At 66.2% G+C, this 19,358-nt stretch carries 16 protein-coding genes and 1 tRNA gene; 5 read left to right on the top strand and 12 right to left on the bottom strand.

What is annotated here, in order from left to right:
• Positions 1 to 70: 70 nt before the first annotated feature.
• The 6 genes from clpX to sppA form a co-directional block, all read right to left on the bottom strand.
• Positions 71 to 1,327, bottom strand: a complete 1,257-nt coding sequence (gene clpX, locus AQZ50_RS17960) for an ATP-dependent Clp protease ATP-binding subunit ClpX (RefSeq protein ID WP_067748402.1) — start codon at positions 1,325 to 1,327, stop codon at positions 71 to 73.
• A 147-nt stretch (positions 1,328 to 1,474) separates the two neighbouring features.
• Positions 1,475 to 2,170, bottom strand: a complete 696-nt coding sequence (locus tag AQZ50_RS17955) for an ATP-dependent Clp protease proteolytic subunit (RefSeq protein ID WP_067748400.1) — start codon at positions 2,168 to 2,170, stop codon at positions 1,475 to 1,477.
• A 184-nt stretch (positions 2,171 to 2,354) separates the two neighbouring features.
• On the bottom strand, positions 2,355 to 2,963 hold the full coding sequence (locus AQZ50_RS17950; protein WP_067748398.1) for a hypothetical protein: 609 nt from the start codon (positions 2,961 to 2,963) through the stop codon (positions 2,355 to 2,357).
• Between the two features lie 170 nt (positions 2,964 to 3,133).
• Positions 3,134 to 4,672, bottom strand: coding sequence for a trigger factor (gene tig / locus AQZ50_RS17945; RefSeq protein ID WP_067748396.1), 1,539 nt, complete (start codon positions 4,670 to 4,672; stop codon positions 3,134 to 3,136).
• A 68-nt stretch (positions 4,673 to 4,740) separates the two neighbouring features.
• A tRNA-Leu gene (locus AQZ50_RS17940) sits at positions 4,741 to 4,825 on the bottom strand.
• 104 nt (positions 4,826 to 4,929) lie between these two features.
• Positions 4,930 to 6,867 carry a signal peptide peptidase SppA gene (gene sppA / locus AQZ50_RS17935; protein WP_067748394.1) on the bottom strand — a complete coding sequence of 646 codons (1,938 nt, stop codon included), beginning with the start codon at positions 6,865 to 6,867 and terminating at the stop codon, positions 4,930 to 4,932.
• A gap of 84 nt (positions 6,868 to 6,951) precedes the next feature.
• On the opposite strand from sppA, the gene AQZ50_RS17930 reads away from it, so the two are divergent.
• The gene (locus AQZ50_RS17930; protein WP_067748392.1) at positions 6,952 to 7,986 is read left to right on the top strand and encodes an aspartate carbamoyltransferase catalytic subunit; all 1,035 of its coding nucleotides are present in this window, start codon (positions 6,952 to 6,954) and stop codon (positions 7,984 to 7,986) included.
• Positions 7,983 to 9,212: a dihydroorotase gene (locus AQZ50_RS17925; RefSeq protein WP_067748390.1), complete on the top strand. Its 1,230-nt coding sequence runs from the start codon at positions 7,983 to 7,985 to the stop codon at positions 9,210 to 9,212. The genes AQZ50_RS17930 and AQZ50_RS17925 overlap by 4 nt, the downstream gene beginning before the upstream one ends.
• 9 nt (positions 9,213 to 9,221) lie before the next feature.
• Here the strand turns inward: AQZ50_RS17925 and AQZ50_RS17920 are convergent, their stop codons facing one another.
• Genes AQZ50_RS17920 through AQZ50_RS17910 form a run of 3 tightly spaced genes read right to left on the bottom strand, consistent with a single transcriptional unit; the run spans position 9,222 to position 11,960 of the window.
• The gene (locus tag AQZ50_RS17920) at positions 9,222 to 10,760 is read right to left on the bottom strand and encodes an SPOR domain-containing protein (protein ID WP_082703773.1); all 1,539 of its coding nucleotides are present in this window, start codon (positions 10,758 to 10,760) and stop codon (positions 9,222 to 9,224) included.
• Positions 10,757 to 11,185: a hypothetical protein gene (locus tag AQZ50_RS17915; RefSeq protein ID WP_067748389.1), complete on the bottom strand. Its 429-nt coding sequence runs from the start codon at positions 11,183 to 11,185 to the stop codon at positions 10,757 to 10,759. Before AQZ50_RS17915 ends, AQZ50_RS17920 begins: the two co-directional genes overlap by 4 nt.
• 49 nt (positions 11,186 to 11,234) lie before the next feature.
• The gene (locus AQZ50_RS17910; protein WP_067748387.1) at positions 11,235 to 11,960 is read right to left on the bottom strand and encodes a ParA family protein; all 726 of its coding nucleotides are present in this window, start codon (positions 11,958 to 11,960) and stop codon (positions 11,235 to 11,237) included.
• Positions 11,961 to 12,281: 321 nt separating this feature from the next.
• Here AQZ50_RS17910 and AQZ50_RS17900 point away from each other — a divergent pair, with 321 nt between their 5' ends.
• From AQZ50_RS17900 to AQZ50_RS17890, 3 genes are all read left to right on the top strand, one after another.
• Positions 12,282 to 13,358 carry an SPOR domain-containing protein gene (locus AQZ50_RS17900; protein ID WP_231730394.1) on the top strand — a complete coding sequence of 359 codons (1,077 nt, stop codon included), beginning with the start codon at positions 12,282 to 12,284 and terminating at the stop codon, positions 13,356 to 13,358.
• Complete coding sequence (locus AQZ50_RS17895) at positions 13,342 to 14,619, top strand: DUF418 domain-containing protein (RefSeq protein WP_231730393.1); 1,278 nt, start codon at positions 13,342 to 13,344, stop codon at positions 14,617 to 14,619. Before AQZ50_RS17900 ends, AQZ50_RS17895 begins: the two co-directional genes overlap by 17 nt.
• 76 nt (positions 14,620 to 14,695) lie before the next feature.
• Positions 14,696 to 15,403 carry a L,D-transpeptidase family protein gene (locus AQZ50_RS17890; protein WP_231730392.1) on the top strand — a complete coding sequence of 236 codons (708 nt, stop codon included), beginning with the start codon at positions 14,696 to 14,698 and terminating at the stop codon, positions 15,401 to 15,403.
• 51 nt (positions 15,404 to 15,454) lie between these two features.
• Here AQZ50_RS17890 and AQZ50_RS17885 read toward each other — a convergent pair whose 3' ends face one another.
• Genes AQZ50_RS17885 through AQZ50_RS17875 form a run of 3 tightly spaced genes read right to left on the bottom strand, consistent with a single transcriptional unit; the run spans position 15,455 to position 19,266 of the window.
• Positions 15,455 to 16,186, bottom strand: a complete 732-nt coding sequence (locus tag AQZ50_RS17885) for a sigma-70 family RNA polymerase sigma factor (RefSeq protein ID WP_067748382.1) — start codon at positions 16,184 to 16,186, stop codon at positions 15,455 to 15,457.
• Positions 16,183 to 18,351, bottom strand: a complete 2,169-nt coding sequence (locus AQZ50_RS17880) for a flagellar biosynthesis protein FlhA (protein WP_067748380.1) — start codon at positions 18,349 to 18,351, stop codon at positions 16,183 to 16,185. Before AQZ50_RS17880 ends, AQZ50_RS17885 begins: the two co-directional genes overlap by 4 nt.
• Positions 18,352 to 19,266 carry a lysozyme family protein gene (locus tag AQZ50_RS17875; RefSeq protein WP_231730391.1) on the bottom strand — a complete coding sequence of 305 codons (915 nt, stop codon included), beginning with the start codon at positions 19,264 to 19,266 and terminating at the stop codon, positions 18,352 to 18,354.
• Between the last annotated feature and the right edge of the window lie 92 nt (positions 19,267 to 19,358).

Here is a 19,358-nt window from a genome sequence, read left to right as displayed (position 1 = left end):
TTCGCGGGAATGACGAACAAAAGGGGGCTGTGTGAAGCCCCCTCCCCGCGCGGGGAGGGGCTTTTTCGGGTCAGGCGGCTTCTTCTTTGCCCTTGTGAACCTGGACAGGTTCCTTGCGGCCTTCGACGACATCCCTGTCGACCACCACTTCGACCACGCCATCAAGCGTCGGCAGGTCGAACATCGTGTCGAGCAGCAGGCTTTCGACAATCGAACGCAGGCCGCGCGCGCCGGTCTTGCGCTCGATCGCCTTCTTGGCAATCGCTTCGAGCGCTTCCTCGGTAAAGGTCAGCTGCACGTCTTCGAGCTCGAACAGCTTCTGATACTGCTTGACCAGCGCGTTCTTGGGTTCGCGCAGGATCAGCACCAGCGCCTCGATGTCGAGATCGTTGAGCGTGGCGATCACCGGCAGACGACCGACGAATTCGGGGATCAGGCCGAATTTCAGCAAGTCTTCCGGCTCTGCCTTTTGCAGAAGTTCGCCGACCTTGCGCTTTTCGGGATCGGCGACATGCGCGCCAAAACCGATCGAGCGCTTTTGCAGACGATCGGAAATGATCCGCTCCAGCCCGGCAAAGGCTCCGCCGCAGATGAACAGGATGTTGGTCGTGTCGACCTGAAGGAATTCCTGCTGCGGATGCTTGCGCCCACCCTGCGGCGGCACGCTTGCGGTGGTGCCTTCCATCAGCTTGAGCAGCGCCTGCTGCACGCCTTCGCCCGAGACGTCGCGCGTGATCGAGGGGTTTTCTGCCTTGCGACTGATCTTGTCGATTTCGTCGATGTAGACGATGCCGTGCTGCGCCTTTTCGACATTGTAGTCGCTGGCCTGAAGCAGCTTGAGAATGATGTTTTCGACGTCTTCGCCGACATAGCCGGCCTCGGTCAGCGTGGTCGCGTCGGCCATCGTGAACGGCACGTCAAAGGTCTTGGCCAAAGTCTGGGCGAGCAGGGTCTTGCCCGAGCCGGTCGGGCCGACGAGCAGGATGTTCGACTTCGACAGTTCGACTTCGCCGCCCTTGCCGCTGTGCTTCAACCGCTTGTAATGGTTGTGCACCGCGACCGACAGCACGCGCTTGGCGCGGTCCTGGCCGATGACATAGTCGTTGAGCGTTTCGAAAATGTCGCGCGGGGAAGGGACGCCGCCGTCCTTCTTGCCCGCGATCCCCGACTTCGTTTCCTCACGGATGATGTCGTTGCACAGCTCGACACATTCGTCACAGATGAACACCGTGGGGCCGGCGATGAGCTTGCGCACCTCATGCTGCGACTTACCGCAAAAGCTGCAGTAGAGGGTGCTCTTGGTATCCGATCCGGAAAGCTTAGTCATTCTTCAATCCCAGGCGCCTCTCCACGAGAGGCGGGCCCGATTATCCTACTACCCCAAGGGTATTAATCAACCGGACACAAAAGAGAACAGAAATTCCTGACATACGGCCCCCAGGGTCAAGCCCAAGGCGCCGTATGCAAAGGAAAATCAGGCGTCGGGAGCAGCCCCGGAACCGGAAGCGTCACCCGTCTGATCCGAAGCGGGACGTGATTCGATCACTTTGTCGACAAGCCCGAAGGCCTTTGCCTCGTCCGCTTCGAGGAACGTGTCACGATCCAGCGCGCGCTCGATTTCCTCAAGCTCGCGCCCGGTGTACTTCACATAGAGATCGTTCATCCGCTTGCGGATGCGCAGGATTTCCCGCGCCTGGATCTCGATGTCCGAAGCCATGCCGCGCGCCCCGCCCGAAGGCTGGTGAATCATGATCCGCGCATTGGGCAGCGCGACGCGCAGGCCCGGTTCGCCCGCTGCAAGCAGGAAGCTGCCCATCGAGCAGGCCTGACCGATGCACACCGTCGACACGCGCGGACGGATATACATCATGGTGTCATGGATCGCCATGCCCGCTGTCACCACCCCGCCGGGCGAGTTGATGTACATCGAGATGTCCTTCGACGGATTTTCCGATTCGAGGAACAGGAGCTGCGCCATGATGACCGAGGCCATGTGATCCTCGACTTCGCCGGTGACGAAGATGATACGTTCGCGCAACAGCCGCGAAAAGATGTCAAAACTGCGTTCGCCCCGGCTCGATTGCTCGACAACCACCGGGATCAGCGCCCCGGTCACGGGATCGTGAGAGAATTTGCCTTGGGCGCCGGACGCGCCAAACAGGTCGAGCATGGGTGTCCTCGTTCTATGAATACGGCACCTATGTCGCGTGCCAGAGCGCGATGTTCAAGGGCGTTAACCCATAACCCGCACGATTGCGGGGGGATATGCCCCTAACGGCGCTCGCCGGGGACCGTTTCGCCGCGAAAACCGGGCGAAATTTCTGCCCGGCGGCCCGTCGGCCAGCCTGGAAACCTCAGCTCGCCTGTCGCACGCGCTCCTGCAGCGCCTGAAGCGCGGCAAGCTGTGCCTCCATCGCGCGCATCCGCGCCTCGGCACGGGCCAGTTTTTCCTTCATCTCCTCGGCCCGTCGCCGCGCCGAGGACCAGCGCGCGAGCCGTCGGCCGCTGTCGCGCAAGACAAAGGCGATTGCGTCGACAAAGCCGTGCCGCCGGGGGACGAGCGCGCGCGAGGCGGGCAAAGGGGCCTCGGGCCCGATGGTTTCCGGAACGGGCGCATCGACCTTCGGCGCGGCGACCAGGATCAGCGCCTCGGTCGCGGGCGGAACGACCGCTTCGGCGCGCGCCAGTGCCGCGGCGCGGCGCTCCGCTTTCCTTGCGGCCTTGCGGCCTGCCGTCTGAAGATCGGCGGGCTGCGGTGCAGACGGCAACGGCAGCGCCGACAAAGGCCAGGGCGCCGCCGTGATCACCGGGCCGCGATGCGGCGGCACGATCAGATCGACGGGAAACCTTGGCGGCGCGCCCGGCTTGAGGAGGAATGCGCCATCATCGCGCGTGGAGCGGGTTTGCGACGGGCCCGCCCCCTTGCGCGTCTTGCGAGCCTGGCGATTGCGTTCGGTATGCATCGACGATCCCCCCTGGGTTTCGCGGCCTGCATCACTGTCTCATGGCCTGATTCGCAGCGGCAATCCGCAAGACCCCTAGGGATCAATCGCGCGTTCAAGGGGGCGCATGACAAAGGGGGCGACCCTTGCGGATTGCCCCCCTGACATGGTCTGGTTCTGAACGCAGGCGCTTATTCGGAAGGCGCAGCGTCCTCGGCCACGGCCTTCTTCTTGGGCGCAGCCTTCTTCTTCGGAGCAGCCGGGGCTTCGTCAGCCGCAGCGGCAGGCGCTTCGTCGGCGGGCGCTTCGGCAGCAGCCTTCTTCTTGGGCGCAGCCTTCTTCTTGGGCGCGGGCGCTTCTTCGGTCACCGTTTCCGAAGCCTTCGCGGGCGAATTGCCTTCTTCGTCGGCTTCGATCGCGGCCTGAAGCTCATCGCTGGTCACTTCGCGCTCGACGACTTCGGCCTTGTCGAACAGGAAATCGACGACTTTGTCTTCATAAAGCGGCGCGCGCAGCTGCGCGGCGGCGAGCGGCTCGGACCGGATGTATTCGACGAAGCGCTGGCGATCCTGTTCGCGGTACTGCTGCGCCGCCTGGCGGATCAGCATTTCCATTTCCTGATTGGTGATCGTCACGCCGTTGGCCTGACCGATTTCCGACAGGAGCAGGCCGAGCCGGACGCGACGCTCGGCGATGCGGCGATAGTCGTCCTTTTCGGCTTCGATTTCCTTGAGCGCTTCCTCGGGATTTTCTTCCTGACCGGCTTCCTGGGTCAGCTGCTGCCAGATCTGTTCGAATTCGGCTTCGACCATCGAGGGCGGCACGGCAAAGTCATGCCCTGCGGCAAGCGTGTCGAGCAGCTGACGCTTCATCTGCGTCCGCGTCAGCCCGGCGGTTTCCTGTTCGAGCTGACCGCGCAGAAGGCCGCGCAGCTGTTCGATGCTTTCAAGGCCCAGTGCCTTGGCAAATTCGTCATTGGCGACGAATTCGCCCGAAACCTTGACCGCCTTGACCGTGATGTCAAAGGTCGCGTCCTGACCCTTGAGATGCTCGGCGGGATAGTCGGCGGGGAACGTGACGGTGATCGTCTTTTCCTCGCCCGCCTTCACGCCGACCAGCTGTTCTTCAAAGCCGGGGATGAAGCGACCGGCGCCCAGTTCGAGCGGCGCATCTTCGGCGGTGCCGCCGTCGAACGCCACGCCGTCAAGCTTGCCGACGAAATCGATCACGATCTGGTCGCCGTCGCGCGCCGCAGCGCCTTCTTCGGCGTCCGAAAAGGTCTTCTGCCCCTGGCCGATGCGGGCCACGGCTTCTTCGACTTGTTCGTCGGTCACCGGGACGATCAGCTTTTCAAGCTTGATGCCCTCGATCGACGGCGTTTCGATCACCGGCAGGACTTCGAGCGAGACGGTCAACAGCGCATCCGCGCCCTGGTCATAGCCTTCGGCCAGTTCGACCGCGGGCTGCGTCGCGGGACGCAAGCCATGGTCGGCCACCAGCTTGTCGAGCGCTTCGCGAATCGAGGTCTGCAGCGCTTCCTGATGCAGCGCGGGGCCATGGAGCTTGCGCACGAGGTTGGCGGGCACCTTCCCGGCGCGGAAGCCGGGCATGCGTACCTGCGGCGCGATCTTCTTGACCTCGCCTTCGATTTTCGCGGCGATGTCCGCGGCCGGAATGGTCACGGAATAGGCGCGCTTCAGGCCCTCGTTGCTGGTTTCGACGATCTGCATCTCGGTTAGATCCAACTCTCTTAATCGACGTCGTGTCTATTTCGGGGGCGGAGCCGGGCCGGAGGCTCTGGTGCGGGCGAAGGGACTCGAACCCCCACATCTTGCGATACTGGAACCTAAATCCAGCGCGTCTACCAGTTCCGCCACGCCCGCATCCGGTGAAAGGCGAGCGACGCCCCTATCGTAGCGGGCACAAAAGGGCAAGTCTTGCCACGCGCACGATCAACCGCCGTCATTCGCCCTGGTCAGCGGCGCCATCAGCGCGCCACACCAAACAGCAGCGACAGCCACCCGGAAGGACCGCGCGCAAACGCCGCCGCGGCTTCTCCCGACTGCGGAGCCGGAGAAACAAGTCCCGCACATTCAAGGCAATAGGCCTGCGCGCCTTGCCCACCGAGCAGATGATCGAGATCGCCCGCCATCTGCCCCGCCAGCGCAAACCGCGCCATCGCCACGCGCCCGGCCAGATCGCGCCCGCCAGATTCGAAACCGGCCATATGCGTATCATCGGAGCCGTCGGCGCTATCGCTGTCGTCGGACATCAGTTGTTGCAACAGCCCGCCCAGCGAATCCGCGTTGTCACCCAGCCAGACCGGGTGCCACTTCGTCAGCCCCGCCCGCTGCGCCGCCCAGGCCAAGGCCTGATCCAGATCGCCGAATTCATCGACCAGCCCGAGCTGCCGCGCGGTGCCGCCATCCCAGATGCGCCCCTGGGCAATGCGATCGACCGCCTCCGGCGTCTTGTGCCGCGAAGCCGCGACGAGCCCGACAAAGCGGCGATAGCCCATGTCGATCTCGCTCTGAAGCACGGCAGAGGTCGCCGCGTTGAGCCCGCCGACCGGATCGGGCTGCCCCGACAGCGACGTGGTGCGCACCGAATCGGTGCCCACGCCGATCTTGGCCAGCGCGTCTTCAAAGCTGGGGATCACGGCAAAGATGCCGATCGAGCCGGTGATCGTCGCGGGCTCGGCAAAGATCCGGTCGGCGGGCGTTGACACCCAATAGCCGCCGCTGGCCGCCAGATTGCCCATCGACACCGCAACCGGCAAGGCACGGGCCCCGCCATGCGCCTTGAACCGGGCAATTGCCGCCCGGATGCGTTCGGCCCCCATGACCGACCCGCCCGGCGAATCGACCCGCACGACCAGCGCCGCATAATTTTCGCTCGCCGCCGCCTTGTCGATCAACGCGGCAATCCGGTCGCCGCCGGCAACGCCGGGCCCGGCCTTGCCATCGACAATATCGCCCGCAACGGTAACGACTGCGATCGCCTTGCCGCCCTTGGCAACGCCGACATCGGCGAGATAAGTGCCGAATTTCGTCAATTTATAGCCATCGGCCTTGTCTGATCCGACCAGTTCGGCCGCGCGCCGGGCAAAATCCGCCTTGTCGCCGATCCGATCGACCAACCCCGCCGCCTGCGCCGCCTTCGCCGCATCGCCGCCCGAAGCGTTCAGCCATTTGACCGGATCGGCAGTGACCCGTGCGATGTCGGCGCGTGGCCGGACGCGTTTCACTTCGTCCTGCCAATCGTGCCACAGCGCGCCGAACACGGCGGTTTCGGCCTCTTTGGCCTCGGGCGAAAGATTGTTGCGAACAAAGGGTTCGACCGCGCTCTTGTACGTGCCGACCTTGAAGACATGCGCCTTGATTTTCAGCCGGTCGAGCAAATCGTGATAGAACAGCATCGTCCCGCCGCGTCCGCGCAGCAGAACCCCGCCCAGCGGATCGACCCAGACTTCGCCGGCATGCGCGGCGAGCTGAAACGTGGCGTCGTCATACAGCACCGCGCGCACCAGAACCGGCTTTCCGGCATGGCGCACTTTGTCGAGCGCCGCGCCGATGCGCGACAGCGTGACCTGACTGCCGCCGCCGAAATCTTCGAGATCCAGCGTCACCGCGCGAATCCGGCCATCGCCCGCCGCCGCCTCGATCGCGCGGACCAGATCGCGCGCCAGAAACTGGTGCCGGGTCGCCCCGCCGCCGAGCAGCAACGCGGCCGGTTCGAGCTTTGCCCGCTCTTCGACAATCGGGCCGTCGAGCGTGATCGCCAGCGCGCCGTCCTGCACGCGCCCCGGCATCGGCTTCATCGACAAGGCGAGCGACAACCCGCCGAAAAACAACAGGAGAAGGAGGAGAACGAGCCCGTCCTTGATGGCGACGAGGATAGCCCAGACAGCGCGTGCAAATTTCATGGGGGATATCTATGGCCCATTGCCCGATAGCGCCAGCCGAAAGACTTGGCAGAAGGGGCATGTCTGCCTAGGGGATGGTCTTCGATGCAACCATCGAACCCCAACACACCGCGCACAGGCGCCTATCCCGAAGGCGGGCTCGCCTTTCCCCACCGCGACCTGACCGGAATCGGTCGGCTGGAGCGGCACGAGATCCTCTATCTGCTCGACGAAGCCGAGCAATGGGTAGAGCTCAATCGCCAGCCGCAAAAGCGCGCCGGGCTGCTATCGGGCCTGACCATCATCAACGCCTTTTTCGAAAATTCGACGCGCACGCTGCTGTCGTTCGAAATCGCGGGCAAGCGGCTCGGCGCCGATGTCGTCAACATGCACGCCGCGACGTCGAGTGTGAAAAAGGGCGAAACGCTGATCGACACGGCGATCACGCTCAACGCCATGCGCGCCGATGCGATCGTCATCCGCCATGCCAGCTCGGGCGCAGTCCGGCTGATCGCGGGCAAAGTCGATTGCCCGGTGCTCAATGCCGGCGACGGTCAGCATGAACACCCGACGCAGGCGCTGCTCGACGCGCTGACCATCCGCCATGCGCTGCATCTGCCGCGTGGCAGCGATCTGTGCGGGCTGAAAGTCACGATCTGCGGCGACATTCTGCACAGCCGGGTGGCGCGATCGAATATCCTGTCGCTGACCGCGCTGGGTGCCGATGTCCGCGTCTGCGCGCCGCCTGCGCTGCTGCCTGCCGAAATCGAGGCGATGGGCGTGACAGTGTTTCACGATTTCGACGCCGCGCTGAAAGGGGCCAATATCATCATGATGCTGCGGCTGCAGCAAGAGCGCATGCAGGGCCAGTTCATCCCCTCCCCGCGCGAATATCGCCATCTCTATGGCCTGACGCTCGACCGCTTTGCCCGCGCCGAGCCCGATGCGCTGGTCATGCACCCCGGCCCGATGAACCGGGGGATCGAAATCGACAGCCAGGTCGCCGACCATCCCACCCGCAGCCTGATCACCAGTCAGGTCGAAAGCGGCGTGGCGATCCGCATGGCCTGTCTCGACGTGCTGACCCGCCGCGCGCGCGGTGTGCCCGGCTGGGCCCGGACGGCGGGAGGCGCAGCATGATCCCCCGCCCCATCACGATCATCGGCGGTCGGCTGGTGCTGGCCGAGGGCGAGCCCCGCCCCGGCGCGATCCGCCTTGTCGATGGGCACATCGTCGCGCTGGGCGACATTGCCCCCGAGCCCGATGACGCAATCATCGATGCCGCGGGCAAGCTGGTCACGCCGGGTCTGGTCGATCTTGGCGTGTTTGCAGTCGACAAACCGGCGTTTCATTTCGGCGGGATTACCCGCGCGGCGCTGATGCCCGATCAGGCGCCGCCGCTCGATCACCCCGCGCGCATCCGCTTTGCCGCGCAATCGGGCAAGCCGGACATGTGGGTTCACCCGCTCGCCGCCGCGACGCGCGGGCTCGAAGGCCGCGAAATGGCCGAACTGGCGCTGATGCGCGAGGCGGGCGCGCTGGCCGTGGCCACCGGGCGCCACTGGATCGGCGATTCGGGAGTCATGCTGCGCCTCTTGTCCTATTGCGCGATGCTCGGGCTGATGGTGGTGACCCATGCCGAAGATGAAGGCGTGATCGGCCCGGCGGTCGCCACCGCCGGGGAAATGGCAACCCGGCTTGGCCTGCCAAGCGCGCCTGCCGAAGCCGAAGCGCTGGCCGTGGCGCGCGACATCGCGCTGGCCGAGCTGACCGGCGCGCATGTCCATTTCCGCCAGGTGACGACCGCGCGCGCGCTCGATCTGGTGCGCGCGGCCAAAGTGCGCGGAATCCGCGTGACCGCCGGGGTGACGCCCGCGCATTTCATGCTGTCGGATCTGGAACTGGCCGATTTCCGCACATTCAGCCGGATGTCGCCGCCGCTGCGGCAGGATGCCGACCGCCTTGCCGTGGTCGATGCGATTGCCGACGGCACGATCGACGTGATCGCGTCGGGCCATGACCCGCGCGGGCCGGAGGACAAACGGCTGCCCTTTGTCGATGCCGAACCGGGCATGGCGGGCGCCGAAACGCTGTTGCCGTTGACTCTGACGCTGGTGCGCGACGGGCGGATCGATCTGGCGCGCGCGTTCGACTTGCTTGCCGGGGCGCCTGCGCGCCTGCTGGGCGTCGATGCCGGGGTGCTGCGCGTGGGCGCAGAGGCGGACATTGCGATCGTCGATGCCGAACGCCCCTGGGTGGTATCATCGGAAAAGATGGCCGCAAGCGCCGGCAACACGCCGTTCGATCGGCGTCCGGTGCAAGGCCGCGTGACCGCCTTGTTCAAGGGTGGCACGCGGATCGATTGAGAGCGAAGCTCAGCGCCGGGCGGGATTGGTCTTGCCCGGCCGCGTCGGCAGCGGGTGCGCGGCGGCGGGACGGATCGGCGAAGGCTGCGGCTTGATCACCGGCTTGGCGACCGGATGCGCGGCAGCGGTCTGCACGCCGTTGACATGCGCAGCGGCGTTGACCGCCATGACGAGGCAGGCGCCGCCATGCGCGCGCAACGCGCCGCATACCGACGAAGCCGAGGCCTGCCCGGCAAAGCCCGCCGCCTGCACGCGCCAGAAGTCGCGGCCATGCACATTGACCTTCGTAATCAGGTCGGGATGACCGGCCAGACGCGGATTGCGCGCCACGAAATGGTGCCAGGCGCGATTCGCCGATTCCTCGCTGTTGAACGCGCCAAGCTGTACGAGATGCGTACCGAGCCCGTGGGCCGGGGTCGCCAGCGCCACGGCCCTGATCAGCGAAGGCCTGATCAGCGAAGGCCTGATCGGCGAGGGCCGGATCGGCGCAACGATGGCTGACGCCCGGACCGGAGCCGGGGTGTGGATCGCGCGATAGGCGACCGGCGCCGGCGCAGGAACAGAATCCGGCAGCGCGGCGGCGGGGCGCGAAGCAGGCAGATCGATCCGCGCGAGCGCACCCGATTCGGTCTGCGCCTGCACCGGAGGCAGTTCGGTCGCTGCGGCCTGAACGGGCGCGGGCGCCGCAGGCGTTACTTGTGGCGCTGGAGCCTGTGTCGCCTGGACCTGTGCCGCCTGGGCCTGCGCCGCCTGGGCCTGCGCGGATTGAGGGCCCGGGAAATGCGCGAGCGCCAGCGCTTCGGGCTGACCGCTGTCGCCGACCAGCGGCGAACCGATCAGGCTGGCGACGCGGCGGCGGCTTTCCTCGGGCCGGGCCATGGCCGCCCAGGCCTGAAGCCGGGCATCGACCTGATCGGCGGGCAGATCCTGCCCAACCATGATCCGCGCCTCGTTCCACATGCCCGACAGCGCATAGGCATAAGCCAGATTCTGGCGCACTTTGGGGATATTCTGCCCCTGACGGATGGCATTGCTCAGCACGGTAATGCCACGCTGGTTCTGCCCGGCCATGGTCAGCGCCAAACCGAGATCGGCGACCGGCAGGACATCGCCATACGTGTTGAGCGTGTCGAGCGCCGAACCATTGCGACCCAGCGCAAGGTCGGCCAGCACCAGCCCAAGCGCGGCGCGGCTGCTGTCATCGCCGAGGTCGATCGCGTCGGAATAGGCCATCCGTGCGGATTCGAAGCGACCCGACCGCAAATAGGCATTGCCGAGCAAGAGGCGCAGCGAGGCATTGCGGCCATCGCCCTGTACCGCCTGTTCGGCCAGCGCGACCGCGCGCGGAGCATCCCCCTTGCCCATCGCGTCGCGCGCCTGCTGCGCCATCTTGTCGGGGCGCGGCGCGTGATTGGAACACCCGCCGACAAGAGCTGCCGCAGCAGCGCCGGTCGCCAGCAGGGCAAATCGCGCGAAGCGGGGCCTGGCAGCAACCGGGGCCCCGGTATCACCCTGCGAAGGCGTAAAGCGATTGGTGCAGTCGGTCATGGCTGGTTTCCGGTCGGAAGAAGGCATTGCGACGACGGCGTCGCGGAAGAGATCGGCTTCAAAAGAGTCGTGGCGCGATAACGGTCAAGGGCTTCGACCAGCACCTGTTGCGCGCTGCGCCCTTGCGCGAGGGCAATCTGGCGCAACTGGCCATGGCGTTCGGTATCGAGCCGCAGCGTGAAGGCCACGCGGCGGCGCACGATTTCGCCATCATCGACCGGCTGCGGCTCTGCCGGCGACGGCGCCATGTCGACGCCCAGCGCCTGAGCCAGCCGCATGACCTGTTGCATCACTTCGGGCAATTCGCCGGTGGCAGCTTCGACCGGAGCCTCGACCAACGCGGCCTCCTCAATCGGGCCGAACGACAGCGGCACACGCCGCGCCGCAGCCCGGCGGCCAAGCAGGCCCGCGTTGAGCGAGGCCATCGGCCTCGTTCCATCGCACGACCTTGTCCCGTCACGGCTCATCGGCGCCTCACGATCCGATCACGCGGCGGCCAAAGCCGCTGCCCGCCGGGCGCGACAGCACGCCGGGGGCCGTTGCCTGGGCATGGGGCACGGCAAACACCGTGCGCCGGAAATTCTTTTCGAGCCGTTCGGACACATAAGTCCACAGCGCGCCGACTTCGCGGGCCGACTTGCCGGTCGGATCGACTTCCATCACCGTGCGCCCGTCGATCATCGAGGCGGCAAAATCGGTGCGATGGTGCAGGATCACCGGCGCGACAGTGCCGTGCTGGCTCAGCGCGACGGCGGCCTCAGAGGTGATCCGGGCATTGGGCGTCGCCGCGTTGACGACAAAGATCAGCGGCTTTCCCGCGCGTTCGCACAGTTCGACGGTCGCCCCCACCGCGCGCAAGTCATGCGGGCTGGGCCGGGTCGGCACGACGACCAGTTCGGAAACCTGGATCACCGACTGGATCGCCAGCGTGATCGCAGGCGGCGTATCGACCACCGCCAGCTTGAAACCCTGCTGACGCAGCAAGGCAAGATCGGTGGCCAGCCGCGCAACGCTGGTCTGGGCGAGCGCGGGATATTCCGCCTCGCGCTCATTCCACCATTCGGTCAGCGAGCCTTGCGGATCGATGTCGACCAGCACGACCGGGCCCGCGCCCGCGCGCTGCGCCTGGACAGCGAGATGCCCCGACAAGGTCGTCTTGCCGGACCCCCCCTTTTGCGATGCCAGTGCCAGTATGCGCAACGCAGTTCCCCGTCATAATCTGTTTCGGCCGTGATAAGAACGATTCCAGATCTCCCTCAAATTTTGGTTAACGAACGGCCGGATCGGGGCCCGAATCGTGCCATTGCAGGCAAATTGGCCGCATTTTCGATGCGCCTGCCCCTTCGCAGCGCTTTTTGTGCATCAGTTTCGGACGGGGCACGCGATCGGATGTGGCCACAAGCCCGATGACGAGGGTAACGGATTCGTTTACCACCCGGATCACGATCCGCAGAACGAGCAAGAGGCAGACAGGCGATGGGGCACAGCGGCGTTGGGCAAGCGCACAGGCGATGGGCAGGCATGCTCGCCGGGGGCCTGGCGATGGTTGCCGTCGGAATTCTGCCCGCGCACGCCGACGTGAAGGACGGCGTCGAAGCGTGGGGCCGGGGCGATTACGACGCCGCCGTCGCGCAGTGGCAGGGCCCCGCCGCCAAGGGCGATGCCGATGCGATGTTCAACATGGGCCAGGCCTACAAACTGGGCCGGGGCGTGCCAAAGGATGTCGCCAGGGCGGAGGATTACTATCACCGCGCGGCGCAAAAAGGACATCTGCGCGCCGCAGACAACTATGGCATCCTGTTGTTTCAGACCAATCGTCAGGCCGAGGCGATGCCCTGGCTGAACGCCGCAGCCGACCGGGGCGAGCCGCGCGCGATGTATATCCTGGCGATTGCCGCCTATAACGGCGACTATGCGCCCAAGGATCCGGTGCGCGCCTATGCACTGATGACCAGAGCCGCCGACACCGGGCTGCAACAGGCGCAATCCAGCCTTGCCGCGATGAACGAAGGCATTCCGCTCGAACAGCGCCAGCAAGGCGTCGCGCTGGCGCAAGAGCTTGACCGCAAGGCCGCCGCCAACCGCGCCAGCGAAATGGGCGCCGCCGACCTCGGCGGCACGCCGGTCGCTGCCATGGCCAAACCGGCAACGCCTGTTCCGCCTGCCCCATCTGCCCCATCTGCGCAGATCGAGCGCGTCGATGTCCCCCCCACCCACGCCACCGCCGGGGCGGACTATGCCAACCCGGTCACGCTGCCGACGCGTCCTGCCGCCCGACCAGTTGCCCCGCCACCCCGTCCTGCCGCCCCGGCGCAAAAGCCCCCTGTGGCCGTGGCGCATACCGCGCCCCCGCCGCCCGCTCCGCACGAAACCGGCGGCGACTGGCGCGTGCAGCTTGGCGCGTTCGGGCAAAAGGAGCATGCCGACGCGCTCTGGGCCAAAGTCCGCACCCGGCCCGAGATCGCCGGTCATGCCCGTATCGACGTGGGCAGCGGGGTGGCCCGGCTTCAGGCCGGCGGCTATTCCGAAGCAGGGGCAAAGGCGGCCTGTGCCGCGCTGAAAGCTGCGGGCGTGAGCTGCCTTGTCGTCAATCGTTAAGCCGCCGACTGTCGAGAATACCGCCACGCGGATCGCCGCGATCGATTTCGTGCGCGGGGTCGCGCTGCTCGGCATTCTGGCGATCAACGTGACCGGGTTCTGGGGCCCGACGCTCGCCAGTTTCAGCCCGCATTTGCCACGTGTCGAACCGGGCGGCGATGCCTGGTTCCTGATCGCGTTCGTCCTGTTCGAAGGCAAGATGCGCGCGCTGTTCACGCTGTTGTTCGGGGCGAGCATGCTGCTGTTCATCGATGCCGCCGACCGTCGCGCAGGCGCAGGTGCAACGCTGCGGGGGCCCTGGATGCAGGCGCGGCGGCTCGTCTGGCTGGCGCTGTTCGGCTATGCGCATTACCTCGTGCTGTGGTGGGGCGACATCCTGTTTCCTTATGCGCTGTGCGGGCTTGCCGCATTGCTGCTGTGCCGCATGCCGGCGGCGCTGCTGATCGGGATGGGGCTGGCGCTGTTCGGGATCAGCCACGGGCTCGATGCGATCGGCGCGGTCATGGGCATCGGCGCCGAACAGGCGGTACTGGCCGGGCATGGCGTTGCGGCCGATCGCGCCGACGAGAGTGCGATGATGGCGCGCATTGCCGCTTCGCTCGCCGCCGACCGGCAGATCCTGATCGCGCCGTTTGTCGCCGCGATCCGGCTGCGGCTGACGACGGCGCCCTGGCTGCCGTTTCAGACGCTGGGTTCGACATTTACCGAGACGCTGCCGCTGATCCTGGTGGGCATGGGGCTGCACCGGGCCGGTTTGTGGCGCGGCGCCTGGAGCCGACGCGCCCTGGGCTGGGCGGCGGGGATCGGCATCGGCGTCGGCGGGGCGATGACGCTCGCGCTGGCATGGTGGATCGATGTGCACGATTTTCCTCCGCGCGCGATGTTTGCGGTGATCCAGACGCTGACCGCGCTGCCGCATCTGGCCATGGCGCTGGGCTATGGCGCGGGGCTGATGCTGCTCTGGCCCGCACTGTCGCAAACTCCGGTCGGCACTTTGCTGGCCGCCGCCGGGCGCACCGCCTTTACCAACTACCTTGGCACGACGATCCTGATGACAGCGCTGTTTTCGGGCTGGGGCCTGGGGCTCGGCGCGTGGTTGCCGCGCGGGTTCGTGCCGTTGTTCATCCCGTTGGGCTGGGCCGCCATGCTGGCCTGGCCGCGCTGGTGGCTGGCCCGCCATGCCCAGGGCCCGTTTGAAATGGTTTGGCGGCGGCTGACCTGGTGGGGCGCAGCGCCCGGCGCAGCGATAACGCCGAATTAACCATGGCGCGCAATCGTTCTGCACGGGGTTTTCGTCTATTGCCGGGCGTCTCAGACAAACCGGAAGGACATCTGTAATGTGGGCCTTGCCGCCCGGCTGGCGCAAATGGACGAAACGCCGGATACCGCTGCTTGCGGCCGGGACGGTGGTCGTCGTCCTGTCGGCGTTGCTGGCGTTCCACGTACTGAAGGATATTGTCGGGATTGCCCTGACCCGCGCCGATCCGGTGCCGATCCACCATACCACGCCGGTACAGACGCGCAGCACGCCCTCGCCCAACGCCGCGCCAGCGTCACACCCCGCCGCCGACGGGCCGTTCGTGGTGCGATCGATCCTGTCGATCCCCGGCCCGATCCGGTTTGGCCAATATTACTGGGACGAAAGCAAGGGCGAACCCGGACCGCTAGTGATCACGGTCGATCTGACCGCGCGCGTGCTGTCGGTGTTTGAAAACGGGCACGAAGTCGGCGCGACCGCGATCCTGAAAGGCTATGGCGACAAACCCACGCCGCTCGGCGTGTTTCCCATCACCCAAAAGGACGCGCATCACGTGTCCAACCTCTATGACGCGCCGATGCCGTGGATGCTGCGCCTGACCAACGACGGCGTTTCGATCCACGGCAGCAAAGTCGAACGCGGCTATGCCACCAACGGCTGCATCGGCGTGCCCGAAGGCTTTGCCGAAAAGCTGTTCGGCAAGGCCCGCCTTGGCGACCGGGTGATCATCACCGACGGCAAACAGCTCAAGCTCGGCGATCCGATCCTGAAACAGCCCAAAAGCTGACCCCCAAAAGTGATCTGGGCGCCGGGCGCGGGCTTTATAGAATATCGGGCGTTACAGAATATCGAACCCGTCGCCCAGCGTCGCGCGCAGCTTGTCGAGCGCCTGGGCCTTGAGCTGGTGAACGCGCGGCACGCTGACTTCGAGCACACCGGCGATTTCGGCGAGGTTCATTTCCTCGGCGAAATAGAGCTGGATCACCATCTGCAACCGTTCGGGCAGCGTGGCGATGGCATCGATCACGACATGGCGCGTTTCCTGATCGGCGATCTGGGCAAAGGCATCGGGCCGATCGTCGGCAAAGGCCATCGAGCTGTCGGAATAGGCATCGTCGATCGGCTCGAAGCGCAAGGGTTCGGAGGCGGCGCGCAGATCGCCAAGATCCGACAGCGTTACCCCCATCGCTTCGGCCAGTTCGCTTTCGGTCGGCTGACGCCCGAGCAGCGCGGCCAGGCTTTCGGTCTGATCGCGCAAGGTGCGGCGCCGGTCGGAAGCGGCACGCGACATCGGCGCGCTGCGGCGGATGAGATCGACCATCGCCCCGCGCACGCGCAGCTTGGCATAAGCGGCAAAGCCGTCTTCGGTCTGCCCATTGTGCTTTTGCGCGCATTCGGTCAGCGCGACGAGCCCGGCCTGGATCAGATCGTCGACTTCGATCCCGGCGCGGCCCGAGCCATGGGCATGCCAGGCCAGACGCCGCACCATCGGCAGGAAACGACGGATGCGGTCGGCGGTATCATCACGATAGGCGCGCGCCGCGGCAAAACTGCGGTGGTGAAGATTCATGCGGCAAGTCCTTCGGGTTGCGGCATTGATGAAGCGGAACCCTGACGGCTCCGTTGGGTCTGGGCGGATTGGTCAGTCAGTGCCGGAGGCGGCGGCGGAGAGGCCGTGGCTTCGCCGCCGATCACCGCGATCACTTCGATCGGCTGGCTCTGCGGCAATTCGGATATCGACAGCACGAGGCAGGCGGGCGCGCGAAAGCGCAGTGCGGCCGACAGCGTGCGCCGCGCGCGCGGCTGAACGATCAGCGCCGGGGGAATGGCGCCGGGGCCGCGCTCGGTGATCATCGCGGAAATGCGATCGCCAAGCCCCCGCGCGAGGTCCGGCTCGATCACCGGCAGGCCGGTGACCGGATCCTGCATGCCCTGCACGATCATCGCCTCAAGCCCGGCGTCGAGCGTGATCACCGGCAGGCGATCATGCGGGCTGCACACCCGTCCGACCATCATCGGGCCAAGCTCTGCGCGCACGATGTCGACCAGACGGTCGTGCTCGGTGGTCTGTTGCACCGCCTGCCCCAGCGCGGCGAGGATCGGCAGCGGATGGCCGATACCCACCCCGTCTTCGAGCAACGCGCGCAGGATGCGGGTAATCGCGCCGAGCGACAGCGGATTGGGATGGATCGTTTCGACCAGCCCCGCCGAACGCTGGCGCACGCCTTCGAGAATGGCGCGCACTTCGTCGGGGCCGAGCATCGCCTGGGGCCGTTCGCCGAGCAACTGGTTGAGATGCGTGGCAATGACCGTCCCCGCATCGACAGTCAGAAACCCTTCGGCGATCGCGGTGTCGCGGTTGGCCGGGTCGATCCACAGCGCCGGACAGCCGAAACTGGGGTCGGTCGTCGGCTCGCCCTTGAGGCCGGTGTTCATGTTCGCTTCCCCGGCGTTGATCGCCAGGATGCGATCAGAGCGCACGGTCGATCCACCGATGGTCACTCCGCCCAGCAGGATGCGATAATCGTTGGGCGGCAGTTCGAGCGAATCGCGCACCCGGAATTGCGGCACGATAAAGCCGCAGGCCTGGCTCAACTGCTTGCGCACGCCGGTAATCCGCGCGACCAGCGGCGACCCGCGCTTGGCATCGACCAGATGCACCAGCCCATAGCCAAGCTCGATCGTGACGAGCGTATGGTCAGACACTTCTTCGAGCACGATGCGGGCCGGGTCGGGCTCTGCCGCAGGCGGCGGGGCATCGGCGACTTTCTGCCGCTCGGCGCGCTTTTTGAGATTCCACCAGATCCAGCCGGCCATCGCCGCCGCCGGCAGAAACACGATCTGCGGCATCGCCGGGATCATGCCGATCGCGGTCAGGATCACCGCCACCGGCAGCCAGGTCGAAGGGCTGGAAAACTGCCCGCCGATCTGCCCGGCAAGGTTGCGGCTGTCCGAGACGCGAGTCACGATCACCGCCGCCGCGATCGACAAGAGCAGCGAGGGCACTTGCGCGACGAGCGCATCGCCCACGGCAAGCGTGACGTATTTCTGCGCCGCATCGGCCGCCGTCAGCCCATGGCTGAGCATGCCGAGGCAGAAACCGGCAATGATATTGACCCCGAGGATCAGCACCGCCGCGATGGCATCGCCTTTGACGAACTTGCTGGCGCCGTCCATCGAACCGTAAAAATCGGCCTCGGTCGCGACATCGCGGCGGCGCGCCTTGGCTTCCTGGGCATTGATCAGCCCGGCGGCGAGATCGGCGTCGATCGCCATCTGCTTGCCGGGCAAGGCATCGAGCGTAAACCGCGCGGACACTTCGGACACACGCCCCGCGCCTTTGGTGACCACCACCATGTTGATGATCATCAAGATCATGAACACGAACAGCCCGACCGCGAAATTGCCGCCGATGAGAAACGCGCCAAAGCTTTCGATCACCCGCCCCGCCGCCGCGCCGCCATTGTGCCCATGGACCAGCACGACCCGCGTCGAGGCGACATTGAGCGACAGGCGCAGCAAGGTCGCAAACAGCAGGACCGAGGGGAATGACGAGAAATCGAGCGGCTTTTCGGCATTCATCGCCGCCATCAGCACCGCAACCGACAGCGCGATGTTGAACACGAAAAACACATCGAGCATGAACGCCGGGATCGGAACGACCATCAACGCGATCAGCGTCAGGATCCCGGCCGGCAGCGCCAGCGCGCCGAGGTTGGACAAGCGCTGAAACATTTAGAGGCCCAACGCCCGGATGCGGCCATAGGCGGTGCGGACATGCGCGGGGACAGCATCGCCCCCTCCGGCATCAGCGAGGCCAAAGGCCGATTGCAGCGTATCGGCCATCGAGCTTTCACCGCCCGGTGGCCCGGCATTGGCGGCGGCGGCAGCAAATTCGCGCGCGATCGGTCCCCCGGTCGGCGCAGCCTGCGCGGCGCCCGGGTTTGCCGCTATTGCCGCAAGCGGCAAAAAGCCGCCGTCCGTGGTCGCCGCATCCAGACCCTGCGCCGCGCCCGACCCGGGGTTGTCCATCGCCGCAGAGAGCCGGGTGCGCAGCAAGTCCATCACTTCACCCACGCTGCGCGGGGCGCCGCCGGCAAAAAAGATCGAACGATTGGCCGCAGCCGCCTTGGGCAACAGCGCCGCCGCGCTTTGCCCCGGATCGGCAGACAGCGCCGAAAGGAACCGACCGGCCGCATCGGGGCCCAGGAAATGCGCAAGGTAAAGCTCGGCATTGTCGGGATCGCGGCCCAGCACGCCATAAAGATAGCCGCGATTGTCGTTGGCGAGCTCGCCCGCCATCATCGCCGAAACCTGCGGATCGCCACGCAGCGCCAGCAATTGCGCGCGCATCGCGGGATCATGCGCCGCCCCCGTGGCATCGAGCCCGAGGTCGCCACCATGCCGGTCGAGCGTGCGCAGCCAGGTCGACCCGGTGAATTGGTAGAGCCCGCGCGCGCTCGATGTGCGCGCCCGGGCCGAAGGGTCGAGGCCGGATTCGAGCCTCGCCTGTGCCAGCAGATATTTGAAATCGACCCCGGTCGCCGCCGCGGCGCGCGCAATCGCCGACTGCACCGGCGATTGCGCCACAGGTGCGACGGGCACCGCAGATGCGATCGGAAAAGTGGCGGAAGCATCGGGCAAACTCACTGAACACCCTTTCGACAAGTGCGGCTCGCACCGCTCCGTCAGTGTTCAGCAAGAGGCGTGCCAAATTGGCACCGCCGGCCCGGTCCAAGACC

This window comes from Novosphingobium sp. Fuku2-ISO-50, assembly GCF_001519055.1.
Lineage (GTDB): Bacteria > Pseudomonadota > Alphaproteobacteria > Sphingomonadales > Sphingomonadaceae > Novosphingobium.
This window is presented reverse-complemented; position numbering and strand designations above follow the sequence as displayed.

Bases quoted from the DNA above. Each gene is read 5' to 3' on its own strand.
- sppA (WP_067748394.1), bottom strand. From the start codon at position 6,867: ATGAAATTTGCACGCGCTGTCTGGGCTATCCTCGTCGCCATCAAGGAC.
- tig (WP_067748396.1), bottom strand. From the start codon at position 4,672: ATGCAGATCGTCGAAACCAGCAACGAGGGCCTGAAGCGCGCCTATTCC.
- clpX (WP_067748402.1), bottom strand. From the start codon at position 1,327: ATGACTAAGCTTTCCGGATCGGATACCAAGAGCACCCTCTACTGCAGC.
- AQZ50_RS17930 (WP_067748392.1), top strand. From the start codon at position 6,952: ATGCAACCATCGAACCCCAACACACCGCGCACAGGCGCCTATCCCGAA.
- AQZ50_RS17925 (WP_067748390.1), top strand. From the start codon at position 7,983: ATGATCCCCCGCCCCATCACGATCATCGGCGGTCGGCTGGTGCTGGCC.
- AQZ50_RS17955 (WP_067748400.1), bottom strand. From the start codon at position 2,170: ATGCTCGACCTGTTTGGCGCGTCCGGCGCCCAAGGCAAATTCTCTCAC.
- AQZ50_RS17915 (WP_067748389.1), bottom strand. From the start codon at position 11,185: ATGGCCTCGCTCAACGCGGGCCTGCTTGGCCGCCGGGCTGCGGCGCGG.
- AQZ50_RS17920 (WP_082703773.1), bottom strand. From the start codon at position 10,760: ATGACCGACTGCACCAATCGCTTTACGCCTTCGCAGGGTGATACCGGG.
- AQZ50_RS17885 (WP_067748382.1), bottom strand. From the start codon at position 16,186: ATGAATCTTCACCACCGCAGTTTTGCCGCGGCGCGCGCCTATCGTGAT.
- AQZ50_RS17900 (WP_231730394.1), top strand. From the start codon at position 12,282: ATGCTCGCCGGGGGCCTGGCGATGGTTGCCGTCGGAATTCTGCCCGCG.
- AQZ50_RS17950 (WP_067748398.1), bottom strand. From the start codon at position 2,963: ATGCATACCGAACGCAATCGCCAGGCTCGCAAGACGCGCAAGGGGGCG.
- AQZ50_RS17890 (WP_231730392.1), top strand. From the start codon at position 14,696: ATGTGGGCCTTGCCGCCCGGCTGGCGCAAATGGACGAAACGCCGGATA.
- AQZ50_RS17880 (WP_067748380.1), bottom strand. From the start codon at position 18,351: ATGTTTCAGCGCTTGTCCAACCTCGGCGCGCTGGCGCTGCCGGCCGGG.